The sequence below is a fragment of the Reyranella sp. genome (genome assembly GCF_030651995.1).
In the GTDB taxonomy this organism is placed as follows: domain Bacteria; phylum Pseudomonadota; class Alphaproteobacteria; order Reyranellales; family Reyranellaceae; genus Reyranella.
In genome coordinates this window covers 41,636-53,643 of record NZ_JAUSBN010000054.1, presented here as the reverse complement: position 1 = coordinate 53,643, position 12,008 = coordinate 41,636, and the positions used below count along the sequence as shown (strand labels likewise).

The 12,008-nt window shown below is 67.3% G+C and carries 10 protein-coding genes and 1 pseudogene; 10 read left to right on the top strand and 1 reads right to left on the bottom strand.

Translation table 11 applies throughout. The features are described from left to right. Position 1 precedes the first annotated feature (1 nt). From Q7V45_RS16285 to Q7V45_RS16275, 3 genes are all read left to right on the top strand, one after another. A complete protein-coding gene (locus tag Q7V45_RS16285; RefSeq protein ID WP_304853932.1) occupies positions 2–2,503 on the top strand; it encodes a circularly permuted type 2 ATP-grasp protein in 2,502 nt (833 codons plus the stop codon). Between the two features lie 2 nt (positions 2,504–2,505). Beyond that, on the top strand, positions 2,506–3,384 hold the full coding sequence (locus Q7V45_RS16280; protein WP_304853931.1) for a transglutaminase family protein: 879 nt from the start codon (positions 2,506–2,508) through the stop codon (positions 3,382–3,384). Between the two features lie 85 nt (positions 3,385–3,469). Continuing rightward, positions 3,470–4,468 (top strand): glycosyltransferase family 1 protein, encoded by a 999-nt coding sequence (locus Q7V45_RS16275; protein ID WP_304853929.1) that lies wholly within the window; start codon positions 3,470–3,472, stop codon positions 4,466–4,468. A gap of 72 nt (positions 4,469–4,540) precedes the next feature. On the opposite strand, the gene Q7V45_RS16270 is transcribed toward Q7V45_RS16275, so the two are convergent. After that, positions 4,541–5,401: an oxaloacetate decarboxylase gene (locus Q7V45_RS16270; protein ID WP_304853928.1), complete on the bottom strand. Its 861-nt coding sequence runs from the start codon at positions 5,399–5,401 to the stop codon at positions 4,541–4,543. A 272-nt stretch (positions 5,402–5,673) separates the two neighbouring features. Here Q7V45_RS16270 and Q7V45_RS16265 point away from each other — a divergent pair, with 272 nt between their 5' ends. The 7 genes and pseudogenes from Q7V45_RS16265 to Q7V45_RS16235 all read left to right on the top strand — a co-directional run bounded on the left by Q7V45_RS16265 (position 5,674) and on the right by Q7V45_RS16235 (position 11,897). Then, the gene (locus Q7V45_RS16265; protein ID WP_304853926.1) at positions 5,674–6,879 is read left to right on the top strand and encodes an acyl-CoA dehydrogenase family protein; all 1,206 of its coding nucleotides are present in this window, start codon (positions 5,674–5,676) and stop codon (positions 6,877–6,879) included. Positions 6,880–6,899: 20 nt separating this feature from the next. Then, entirely contained in the window at positions 6,900–7,325 is a 426-nt protein-coding gene (locus tag Q7V45_RS16260) for a VOC family protein (protein ID WP_304853923.1), read from the top strand. A 217-nt stretch (positions 7,326–7,542) separates the two neighbouring features. Beyond that, the gene (locus Q7V45_RS16255; RefSeq protein WP_304853921.1) at positions 7,543–9,426 is read left to right on the top strand and encodes an alpha/beta hydrolase domain-containing protein; all 1,884 of its coding nucleotides are present in this window, start codon (positions 7,543–7,545) and stop codon (positions 9,424–9,426) included. Between the two features lie 24 nt (positions 9,427–9,450). Beyond that, complete coding sequence (locus Q7V45_RS16250) at positions 9,451–10,515, top strand: ketopantoate reductase family protein (protein ID WP_304853919.1); 1,065 nt, start codon at positions 9,451–9,453, stop codon at positions 10,513–10,515. 34 nt (positions 10,516–10,549) lie between these two features. Next, a pseudogene (locus Q7V45_RS16245) lies at positions 10,550–10,720 on the top strand (putative FMN-dependent luciferase-like monooxygenase); the annotation flags it as partial. Continuing rightward, positions 10,717–11,292: a CMD domain protein gene (locus tag Q7V45_RS16240; RefSeq protein ID WP_304853917.1), complete on the top strand. Its 576-nt coding sequence runs from the start codon at positions 10,717–10,719 to the stop codon at positions 11,290–11,292. The pseudogene Q7V45_RS16245 and the gene Q7V45_RS16240, both read left to right, overlap by 4 nt. Then, positions 11,289–11,897 (top strand): alkylhydroperoxidase domain protein, encoded by a 609-nt coding sequence (locus tag Q7V45_RS16235; RefSeq protein ID WP_304853915.1) that lies wholly within the window; start codon positions 11,289–11,291, stop codon positions 11,895–11,897. The genes Q7V45_RS16240 and Q7V45_RS16235 overlap by 4 nt, the downstream gene beginning before the upstream one ends. Positions 11,898–12,008 lie beyond the last annotated feature (111 nt).

Genomic DNA, 12,008 nt, shown 5'->3' with positions numbered 1-12,008 from the left:
CATGGAGTCGTTGCGCGGCCTCTCTTCCTCGCCGGCGAGCGCGTACGACGAACTGGTCACCGGCCAGAAGTCGATCCGCTATCACTGGCAAGGCATCCTGAGCGTCATCCGCTCGCTGCCCAACGGGCTCGGCGAACGGGTCGAGAGCGCGCGCCGGCAGCTCGAGGAATCGGGCGCGACCGTCAACCTGCTGGACGATCGCGGTACGGCCCGCTGGACCTTCGATCCCCTGCCGATGGTCATCACGCCCGACGAATGGGCGGGCATCGAGGCCGGCCTGATCCAGCGCGCCAAGCTGCTCGACCGGGTCCTGGCCGATGTCTACGGCCCGCAGACGCTGCTGAAACGGAAGCTGCTGCCGCCGATGCTGGTCCACGCCAACCGGCATTTCCTGCGACCCGCCCGGGTCACCGACGGCGCCGCGCCGCGACGTTACCTCGGCAACTATGCGGTCGACCTGGTGCGGCTGGGGAACGGACGCTGGCACGTCCTGGCCGACCATACCGAGCTTCCCGCGGGCGTGGGCTATGCCCTGGAGATGCGCCGCGTGCTGGCGCGCAGCCTGCCGGAGGCCTTTCGCTCCATCCCCGTCCGCCATCTCCGGCCCTTCGTCGACCGCTGGCAAGAGTCGCTGCGCTCGATGGCGCCGGCCGCCGTGTCCCAGCCCAACATGGCGGTGCTGACGCCAGGCTCGCTCTCGGCCACTTATTTCGAGCATGTCTATCTGTCGCGCGTGCTGGGCGTCCCGCTGGTCGAAGGCGGCGACATGGTCGCGCGCGACGGCCAGGTCTCGATCAAGACACTCGCCGGCCTTCGGCCCGTGCATGTGCTCTTGCGGCGGCTCGACAGCGCCTTCGCCGACCCGCTGGAAATGCGCGCCGATTCCGCGTTGGGCGTGACCGGCCTGGTGGAAGCCACTCGCAACGGCAATATCTCGCTCGCCAATGCGCTGGGATCGGGGGTCGTCGAGACGCCGGCGATCATGCCCTTCCTGGAGCGGCTGAGTGAACACCTGCTGGGCGAGAAGCTGCGGATGCCGTCGCTCGACGTATGGTGGCTGGGCGAGCCGGCGGCGCTCACCTTCGCGCTGGCCAACCTCGACCTCATGATCGTGCGCCCCTGCCTCGGCCAGGACCGCGAACCCATCGTCGTGGGCATGCTCGAACAGGCCGAGCGCGCGGCGCTGGTCGAACGCATCCGCGCCCAGCCCGGCCAGTATGTCGCGCAGTACCCCATGACGCCGTCGCTCACGCCGAAGTGGGACGGGCAGTCTCTGGTGCCGTCGGCCGTCGTGATGCGCGCCTTCGTCGTGGCCGACCACGACACCTATCACGTACTGCCGGGCGGCCTCGCCCGCGAGCCCGACGGCGACACTGCGCTGCGCTCGCTGGGCAGGCTGCACGGCACCCTGAAGGACGTATGGGTGCTGGCCGAGGATGCCGCCGACGTCCAGTTGCCGACGACCCGGCGCTTTCACCAGCTCGCCGTCGAGCGCGGCACCGCCGACCTGCAGAGCAGGGTCGCCGACAATCTCTTCTGGCTCGGCCGCTACATCGAGCGCCTCGACAACGATGCGCGTCTCCTGCGCACCACGGCGGCGCGCGTGGCGCAGGGCGCCGTCGGCCCGCGCGACGCCGTCGAACTCAAGCTGCTCGGCAGGTTGCTCGACGCAGCGAATTTGATGGATCACGCGTCGGCCCTGGCACCGCCCGAGAGCGCCCTGTTCCAACAGGGCCTGGCGGGCGTCGCGGCCGACGATCGCGGCCTCGCCACCGTGCTCGACGGCATCCAGCGACTGACCGCCACCATGCGCGATCGCTTCTCGGTCGACATGACGACGGCCGCGGGCCCTGAGATGGTCGAAGTGCGCAAGCGCCTGCTGGCGGCGCGCGGCAACCTCGATCCGCTGCTCGCCGCCCTCGACGAGATCGTGCGGTTCGTCGCCACGCTGTCGGGCCTGGCGCAGGAGAACATGACGCGCGGTACGGGCTGGCGATTCCTCGATCTCGGCCGCCGTATCGAACGCGGACTGCATGTGCTCACCGGCGCGCTCGGCCCCTTCACGCTTTCGCCGATCGACTGGGACGCCGCGATGCGCCTGGCGCTCGAACTGTGCGACAGCACCATCACCTACCGCACGCGCTATCTCGGCCAGCTGCAGCCCGCTCCCGTGCTCGACCTCGTCATCCTCGACGATGCCAATCCGCGCGGACTGGTTTTCCAGCTTCGCACCATCAAGGCGCATCTCGACTATCTGGCGCGCGCTTCGGGCGTCCGGGTCGCTGCGCTGCCCGACTCGCTGGAAGTGGACCTGGAAGCGGTGGTCCGCCAGTTCGGCGGCGACGAACAGGCGTGGCGTCATGAGGGGCTTGCGCTCGCCATGCTGCGCGATGTCGCGTCCGACACGGAACAGCAGCTCGACAGGCTCTCCGAGGCCATCACCCGCGCCTATTTCTCGCATGTGCCGGCGGCCCAGGCGGTGGGCTCCTCGGGTGGAGACTGAGCATGCAGTACCTGCTTTCGCACCGCACGACCTACACCTACGCCAGCACGGTCGACTCGGCGCACCACATCGCGCATCTGCGCGCCCGCGACTTTCCGGGCCAGACGGTTACCGCGATCGGCATCGTGACCAGCCCACTGCCGGCGCTTGCCGTTCAGCATGTCGACCATTTCGGGAATCTCATCGACATCTACCGGATCGACAAGCCGCACACGCGCTTCGACATCGAGGTGCGGGCCGAGGTCGACGTCCGCTTCCCTGAGCCGCCGGCAGCCAATTCGACACCGGCGTGGGAGAGCATACGGGACGGCTTCCTCGGAGACGGATTCCCCCAACCGGTCTCGGCCAGCGAGTTCATCTACGAGTCACCGCTGGTCCCAAACGTCGATGCGCTGCGGGCCTACGGCGCGCAGTCCTTCACGGCGGGACGTCCCATTCTGGAAGCGGCGCGTGAGCTGACTTCGCGCATCAAGTCCGACTTCGAGTATCACCCCGGCGCAACCGACATTTCGACGCCGCTCGCCGACGTCTTCGCCGGCAAGGCCGGGGTCTGCCAGGATTTCGCCCATGTGGAGATCGCGGCGCTGCGTGCCCACGGTCTCGCGGCAGGCTACGTCTCCGGGTACATCCGCACGATCCACTCCAGGGACGAGATCGCCCTGCGCGGCGCCGATGCGAGCCACGCCTGGGTGGCCGTATGGTGCGGCGAGGCTGCCGGCTGGGTCCATCTCGACCCGACCAACGACCTGATCGCGCACGAGGATCACGTCGCCGTTGCCTGGGGCCGCGACTTCTCCGACGTGAGCCCGCTGCGCGGCGTCATCCTGGGCGGCGACTCCCACTCCTATGGCGTCGCCGTGACCCTGGTCCCGACAGGCTAGTCGCCCCAGCCTATTTTCCTTGCCACCGCAAGGACCCCGACAGTATGGTCGGCGACACGGCATGTGATTCCAATGAGGCGTGGACTTGGCTGCGTTGTCGAGCACAAGGCCGCTCAATCTCTTCTATCATGACGGCTCGGACAGTGATCGCTGGCTGCCGTTCGACCGGTATCCGCGCGCCGTCATCCGCCGTCTCGTTCGCGGGCCGCGACGCATTCTTGGCCTGGAGCGCGTTTTCCTGAATCTGATGGCAGGGCTCGACAAGATCGGCGCTCCTTATCGGGTCAACGACTATCGCCATCTTCGATCGCATCCTGACGAAGTGGCGTGCGTCCTCGGCAAGCCGCATCTGCTCGACAGATTCGGCCCCACGACTCCGATCATCTTCGGTCCGGCGGTGCACAATCATCCGGTCGACGCGCCCGATCTCTTCACCGAGCACAACATTCTCGGCGTCGTGGTGGCGTGCGAGTGGCAGCGCCAGATGTTCGCCGTGAACTGGGGCGACAAGGTTCACGCCTGGCCGGTCGGCATCGATACCGACAGGTGGGTCCCGACGCCCGACAAAGACATCGACGTCCTCGTGTACGAGAAGATCCGCTGCCACCCAGAGCGCGATCGCGCCCAGGTGCGCGACCCGATCCTCGAGAGCCTCGGCAAGACCGGTCTCAAGGTCGCACGCATCGCCTATGGCCATTACCAGGAGAAAGACTTCGAAGCGCTCCTGCGAAGAACCAGGACCATGATCTTCCTGTGCGAGCACGAGACCCAGGGCATAGCGCTGCAGCAGGCCTTGTCCTGCGGCATTCCCGTTTTCGCCTGGGACCTGGGTGGCGTCTGGCAGGACACCGACTATTACCCTCATCGTGTGGTCTTCAGCCCGGTCACGTCGGCGCCCTACTGGGACGATCGCTGCGGCATGAAGTTCCAGGACGCGGCCGGCTTCGACGCCGGATTCGATGCCTTCTGGTCAGCCGCGTCGAGCGGCAGGTTCGACCCGCGGGCCTTCATCGTCGAGAACTTCACGCTCGCGGCGCGCTCCAAGGCGTTCGTCGAGCTGGTCGAAATGCTCAGCCGACGCTGAGCCGGGGCTCACGATCGACCGCCCCGCGTCCGGCAGGCGTCGGCCGTTCGCTCCGATCACAGTGGCGACGCGCTACGATGCCAGGAAGTCTTTCGTCCACTTCGTGTAGTCGCCGTCACGCGTGACGCGCTTCATCAGCTCGGCATCGGCGACGCCCTGCAAACTGGACGGCGCAACGCCCTCGCGCAGCGCCTTCAGCGTCTCGTAGGTCGCCTTCACCGCGGCGGCGAAAGGCTGGTGTCCCTGCAAGGCGATGCGCACACGGCGGGCGCCGAGATAGTCGAGATCGCTCAGCTCCGGCGTTCCGCCCCCCAGGATCAGCGGCAACCTGGTGGCGGCCGAGATCGCGTCCAGTTCGGCACGCGTTTTCACACCGACGAAGAACAGCGCATCGACCCCGGCCGCCTCGTAGGCCTGACCGCGCGCGATCGTGTCCTCGAGGCTGGTGATCTGGATGGCGCTGGTGCGACCGGCGATGCAGAGACCGGGATCCTGCCGACCGGCGCGGGCAGCCTTCATCTTGCCGACGCCCTCGGCAATCGAAACCATTCGCGGCTTGGTCGTCCCGAACGGTGTTGGCAGTTCGGTGTCCTCGATGCTCAGACCCGCGACCCCGGCGGTCTCGAGTTCCTCGACCGTACGCTTCACGTTAAGTGCATTTCCGTACCCGTGATCGGCATCGACCATGAGCGCCAGGTTGCCGGCGCGGTTGATGCGATAGGCCTGTCCGGCAAATTCGCTCAAGGTCAGCACGATCAGGTCGGGAGCGCCCAGCACGGTCATGGAGGCGACGGAGCCGGCGAACATGCCGATCTCGAAGCCCAGATCCTCGGCGATGCGGGCGGAGATCGGATCGAACACCGAACCCGGATGGAAACAGCGCTCGCCCGCGAGCAGCGCCCGGAAACGTGTCCGGCGGTCGGTCCAGTTCATGATGATCTCCCTTTGGTCGCGCTCCTCCTTAGCAAAGGAGAGGGTCGCCCTGCAGCGATGCGTTTCGACGGGCAAACGGGGTCCGGGGGAGATGCCACTGAAGCCCGATGTACCGCTGCCCGAGATTCCGACGGCCTTTCTCCATGTCGGCTGCTGGTTCCCGAGGGCCGGGGTGGTCTATTATTTCTTCGGGATTGAACCTAGGGAACAGTCGATCGCTGAGATCGACAGGGAACTGGCTCCCGCCTGATGTACTCAGACACTTGAGGAGGATGGTCCTGGATACGCTGATCCCGTCCGCCGCCGATCTCGCCGGCGACCCTGCCGTGATCTCCCGTGCCGACGCCCTGCGGCCGGCCGTCGAGGCTGCCTCCAACGATATCGAGGAGACCCGCCGGCTGCCGCCGGCGCTGCTCGACAAGCTCCATGAGGCAGGGCTGTTCCGCCTGCTGCTGCCGAGATCGTCGGACGGGATCGAGACCGATCCCGTGACCTTCTTCCATGTGATCGAGACGATCGCCCGTGGCGACGCCTCGACGGCCTGGTGTCTCAGCCAGGCCGGCGGCTGCGCCATGTCGGCGGCCTATCTCGACCTGCCGGTCGCCCGCGCGATCTTCGGCGACGATCCGCGCGCCGTGCTGGCCTGGGGCCCCGGCCCGAAGGTAAAGGCCGTCGAGTGTGAAGGCGGGTACCGCGTGACCGGCGTCTGGGCCTTCGCGTCCGGCGGCCGGCACGCCACCTGGCTGGGCGCCCATTGCCCGATCTTCAAGGCCGACGGCTCGCCGCGCCTCGACGACACCGGCCGGCAGCAGGAGCGCACCATGCTGGTGCGCACCGGCGACGTTCAATGGACAGACATCTGGAATACGGTCGGCCTGCGCGGCACCGCCAGCGACCAGTTCGCGCTCGACGACTTCTTCGTGCGCGCCGACCATTCGATCACCCGCGACTTCGAGCTCGAATGCCGCGAGAGCGGACCGCTCTACAGGATGGGCGCCGGCACCTGCTACCAGATGGGCTTCGCCGCCGTGGCCTGCGGCATCGCCCGCGGCGCGCTCGACTGCTTCCTCGACGTCGCCCGCAACAAGGTCCCGCGCGGGCTGAAGAGCCCGCTGCGCGACAATGCCGTCGTGCAATCCAACCTGGCCCAGGCCGAGGTCAATCTCCGCGCCGCCCGCGCCTTCGTGCTGCAGTCGATGGCCGGCATCTGGAAGGATCTCTCGGCCGGCAACACGATCACGGTCGAGCAGCGCATCACCATCCGCATGGCCGCGACCAACGCCATCCACAAGGCCAAGGACGCCGTCGACTTCGCCTACAATGCGGCCGGCGCTACGGCGATCTTCGAGAACCATCCGCTGGAGCGGCGGTTCCGCGACATCCATACCGTGACCCAGCAACTGCAGGGCCGGCTTTCCCATTTCGAGACCGTGGGTGCCTGGATGATGGGCGCCGACGCCGACCTCACTTTCGTCTGACCTGACCCCGGAGACCGACCATGCCGCTTGGCCCCCTTCAGCACTACACGATCGAGCCGTCTGACCTCGAAGCGACCAAGGACTTCTATTGCGACGTCCTGGGCCTCGAGAACGGCGACCGGCCGCCGCTCGGCTTCCCGGGCTACTGGCTCTATTCCGGCGGCGTGGCCACCGTGCACCTGCTGGGCGAACGCAAGCCGCGCGAGGGCATCGTCGTGCGCGGCACCGAGAAGAAGTTCGAGGACACCGGCCGCTTCGATCACATCGCCTTCGCCGCCAGCGACCTGCCCGGCGTACGCAAGCGCCTGCAGGCGAAGAACGTGAAGTTCCGCGAGCAGATCGTGCCGCGCACCGGCGCTGCGCAGATCTTCCTCTACGATCCCGACGGCGTCGGCGTGGAGCTGAACTTCCCGGCCGAAGAGGTCCAGGCGGAAGCCAGGGCTTAGACCGGGATGACTTCAAGGCAGATCAGCCAAAGACTCCGGTGCTTGAAAGCAGAGCCCGTCGTCTCGACCGGAGCGCGCAGCGCGGAGTGGAGAGACCTGCTCTCCACCAATTGCCGGCCGAGCGCAGATAAAAGATCTCTCCGCTTCGCCTCGCTGCGCTCGGCTCCGGTCGAGACGACGGAGTCTTTGACCTTCAACCACCACTCCGCGTGTGTCAGTGCTCGTCTCCCTGGATATTGAGAAAATCGAGCCCCTCGCCGGCGGGGCCGCGTTCGACGAGGCAGGCGCTTATGAACGCGTCATCGCCGTTGCCCGCGGCGAGGTCGATCCGACCGTGCCCGCCAACAGCGGCATCGCGCTGATCGCCAAGGTGCCGCGCAATGCCGCCGGCAAGGTCGAGTACGCGACCAGCGTCTTCATCCTGCGGCCGAAGGATCCGGCGCGAGGCAATGGCCGCATCCTCTACGAAGTGAACAATCGCGGCCGCAAGATGCTGTTCGGCAACATCGCCGACGGCCCGCAGGGCGTGAACGATCCGAAGACCTTGGCCGATCTCGGCAACGCCTTTCCCCTGCGCCTCGGCTACACGATCGTCTGGTCGGGCTGGGACCCGGATGCGCCCCGCGCCAACATGGGGCTTGCCCTGACGGCGCCTGTCGCAACCGACAACGGCCAGCCGATCGTGCGGACGGTTCGCGAGGAATGGGTCTCGGGCACGCGCGTCGGCGTGCTGGAAGCGTTCAAGCTCTCGCACGAGGCCGCGACGCTCGAACAGCCGCGGGCGCGCCTCACCGTGCGCGAACGCGCCGACGACGAGCCGCGCGAACTGCCCCTGAACCAGTGGTCCTTCGTCGACTCCCGCTCGATCAGGCTGCGCGAGGGCACGCAGGCGAGGCCGGGCTTCCTCTACGAATTCCACTACGAGGCGAAGAATCCCAAGGTCCAGGGGCTGGGCTTCGCAGCGACGCGCGACGTGGTGAGCTGGCTGCGCCACTCGCCCGAGGCGGTGAAGGCGACGGGCCGGCCGATGACGCATGCGCTGGCCATCGGGTTCTCCCAGGCCGGCCGCTACCTGCGCAATCACATCTCCGAAGGCTTCAACCGCGACGAACAAGGACGTCGCGTGTTCGACGGCATCCTGAGCCACATCGCCGGCGTCGGCCGCGTGTTCTTCAACACGCCTTTCGCCCAGCCGGCGCGCACCAACACCCAGCACGAGGATCACGGCTTCCCCGAGAACGAGTTCCCCTTCTCGACGGCGACGCTCGACGATCCGCTGACGGGCAAGAGCGGCTCGCTGTTCCGGGGCGACGGCAGCGATCCGCTGCTGATCGAGACCAACACCTCGACCGAATACTGGCAGAAGGGCGCGTCGCTGCTGCACACCGATCCGCTGGGTGGGCAGGACGTCGCCCTGCCGGAAAACTCGCGCGTCTACATGATTGCGGGAACGCAGCATGGCGGCCGCGCCGGCGCCACGACCGATCCCGGCCCGAACCTCAATCCGCGCAACCCGCACAATCCGATGCCGGCGGTCCGGGCCCTGCTGGTCGCCCTCGACGCATGGGTGGTATCGGGCATCGCACCACCACCCAGCCGCGTGCCGACGCTCGCTGCGGGCACGCTGGTGGAGCCCGACAAGACCGGCTTTCCCGCCGTTCCAGGCGCCGCGATCGTGCGCACCACCAACGTCGTGGCGCCGCCCGGCGACTGGGTGAGGCCCGCGGTTCCGGACAAGGCCTATCGAACCCTGGTGAGCAAGGTCGATGCCGACGGCAACGAGATCGCGGGCATCCGCCTGCCCGACATCGCCGTGCCGCTCGCCACCTACACTGGCTGGAACGAGTACAAGCCGCCCTACCCCGCCGGCGAGATCGCCGATCGTGACGGCAGCTGCCTGCCGCTGCCGCTCGACAAGGCCGCGCGCGAGGCCGCGGGCGATCCGCGGCCCTCGATCGCCGAACGCTACAGGAGCGGCCCCGACTATGTGGCCAGGGTCCAGACGGTCGTCGCGCAACTGATGGCCGACCGGCTGCTGCTGGCCGAGGACGCCGAACGCTATCTCGACCGTGCGCGTAAAGAGCCGCGCGTCGCGCCTTAACGAACAGCTTCAAGGGAGATCAGGATGGGCAAGCGAATTGCAGTCGTCGGCACGGGAGCATTGGGCGGCTATGTCGGTGGATACCTCGCGCAAGCGGGTCTCGACGTCACCCTGATCGATTTCTGGCCGGAGAACATCGAGACCATCCGCAAGAACGGGCTCGAACTCGACGGCGTGACGCCGGAAGAGAAGTTCACGGTCACCAAGGCCAAGACCATGCATCTCACCGAGATGCAGGACCTGTCGCGCCAGAAGCCGATCGACATCGCGTTCGTGTCGATGAAGTCCTACGACACCGAATGGGCGACGGCGCTGATCAAGCAGTATCTGGCACCGGACGGTTACGTCGTGTCGCTGCAGAACTGCCTGAACGAGGAGCGGATCGCGGGCGTCGTGGGCTGGGGCAAGACCGTCGGCATGGTCGCGTCGCTGATCTCGGTCGACATGTACGAGGCCGGCAAGATCCGCCGCACCGTTTCCAAGGGCGGCGACAAGCACACCGTCTTCCGCGTCGGCGAGGTCCATGGCCGCATCACCAAGAGGGTCGAAGAGCTGCGCGAGATGGTCGGCATGATCGACAGCGCCAAGACCACGACCAACCTGTGGGGCGAGCGCTGGTCGAAGCTCTGCCAGAACGGCATGAAGAACGGCGTCTCGGCCGCCACCGGCATGACCGGCACCGACTGCGATCGCAACGACGCCGTGCGCCGCTTCTCGATCAAGCTGGGTGGCGAGGCGGTGCGCGTCGGCCAGGCGCTGGGATATCACATCGAGAAGATCGGCAAGTTCGAGCCCGAACTGCTGGCCCGCGCTTCGGAGAACGACAAGGCGGCACTCGACGAGGTCGAGGCGATCCTGCGGCCCGGCTCCAACACCAACCCCAACCCGCGCGCCGACATCCAGCGCCCCTCGATGGCGCAGGATATCATCAAGGGCCGCCGCACCGAGATCGAGTTCATGAACGGCTACATTGCCGAGCGCGGCGACTATATCGGCGTGAAGGCACCGACCCACGCCAGGCTCACCGAGATCGTGAAGAAGGTCGAGCGTAAGGAGCTGGCGCCGTCCGCCGCCCTGCTCGGAGGGTAATATTCCCATCGCCCCACGGCGTAGGCACCAGGTGCTGCAGGCCGATTCGACCCTGCAGCGGTCGACCGATCTCACCATGCAGGTTCACTCGATCGATCCGCCGCACCCGTATATCCTGCGGTCGATCGAGCTGTTCGCCGGCAAGGTCGCGCCTGCATTGGGCTGGGCGCCGGAAGTCAAAGCGGGGACGAGACAAGTCGCATGACAGACGTGATCGACAGCCTGGTGGGTATCGCACCGGGCTCAAAGCTGGACGCGATCCGCGGCCAGCGCTCCGAGGCGCGCACGCACGCGCAGGCGAGTTACACTTCGCTGTTCGAGCCGAAGGACCTGGGCGGGGTCAGCGCTGACGAACGCCACGCCATCGCGTCGTTCGTCGCGGGCCTGCACGGCGAGCCGAAGACGGACGCCTTCTATGCCGCCAAGCTGCCCGCAGCCCTGCGCACCGCCATCGCGACCGAAGTCGCGGCCGCCAGGATCACGGGTCCCTACGGCCACTTTCCGAAAGGACCGCTTTCGGTCGAGGATGCGCCGGGTCCGACCTGGAAGGTGAGCGATGCCGGCCGGGCGACCCTCGGGCCGCGCCTCGCCGCCGCGTTCGAGCACACGCACATGCTGGTGTTTCATCCGCGCGATTCATCGGCGGCGTCGCTGCAGTCGCTGCTCGATGCCGGCTGGTCGACCAACGACATCGTGACGGTCTCCCAGCTCGTCTCCTTCCTGTCCTACCAGATCCGGGTCGTAGCCGGCCTGGGCGTCCTCGCGAGCACCCTATGAGCACCGACAAGACCCTGACGCCGCCGCCGCACACCGAGCCGGTGGTCTTCACGCGCGACATGCTCGATTGGCTGCCGTGGCTCGAGCCGATGGCCGAAGCCGACATGACCGAGCACCACATCAAGAGCCTGGTCGACGCGACGCGCGTGAAGTCGCCGTACTTCAGGTTGCTGGCGCGCGATCCCGACGTGCTGGAGGCCCGCACGCGGACCGACAAGGACATCTTCTACAATCCCGAGGCGGGGCTGCCGCGCGCCGAGCGCGAGCTGGCGGCGGCGGCAACGTCGCGCCTGAACGGCTGCATCTACTGCGCCTCCGTCCATGCCCGCTTCGCCGCGACTTATTCGAAGAGGGTCGACGACGTGCAGCGCCTGCTCGACGAAGGCGTGGAGGCCAAGCTCGATGAGCGCTGGGAAGCGATCGTCGCCGCGTCGGTGGCGCTGACCGCCCTGCCGATGACCTTCGGCAAGCACCATGTCGAGCGCCTGCGCAAGGTCGGCCTCGACGATGCCGCAATCGCCGACCTGGTCGGCGCGGCCTCGTTCTTCAACTGGGCCAACCGCCTGATGCTCTCGCTCGGCGTGCCGGCGACGCAGCCGAAGTAACTCTGTCATCTCGACCGGAGCCTCGCGCAGCGAGGCGGAGCGGAGAGATCTTCTTCCAACGATTTTCCGGCTTTTGGTGGAGAGAAGGTCTCTCCACTTCGCGCTGCGCGC

Coding starts and splice junctions, on each gene's coding strand:
- Q7V45_RS16285 (WP_304853932.1), top strand. CDS start 2: ATGGAGTCGTTGCGCGGCCTCTCTTCCTCGCCGGCGAGCGCGTACGAC.
- Q7V45_RS16280 (WP_304853931.1), top strand. CDS start 2,506: ATGCAGTACCTGCTTTCGCACCGCACGACCTACACCTACGCCAGCACG.
- Q7V45_RS16270 (WP_304853928.1), bottom strand. CDS start 5,401: ATGAACTGGACCGACCGCCGGACACGTTTCCGGGCGCTGCTCGCGGGC.
- Q7V45_RS16265 (WP_304853926.1), top strand. CDS start 5,674: ATGGTCCTGGATACGCTGATCCCGTCCGCCGCCGATCTCGCCGGCGAC.
- Q7V45_RS16260 (WP_304853923.1), top strand. CDS start 6,900: ATGCCGCTTGGCCCCCTTCAGCACTACACGATCGAGCCGTCTGACCTC.
- Q7V45_RS16250 (WP_304853919.1), top strand. CDS start 9,451: ATGGGCAAGCGAATTGCAGTCGTCGGCACGGGAGCATTGGGCGGCTAT.
- Q7V45_RS16240 (WP_304853917.1), top strand. CDS start 10,717: ATGACAGACGTGATCGACAGCCTGGTGGGTATCGCACCGGGCTCAAAG.
- Q7V45_RS16235 (WP_304853915.1), top strand. CDS start 11,289: ATGAGCACCGACAAGACCCTGACGCCGCCGCCGCACACCGAGCCGGTG.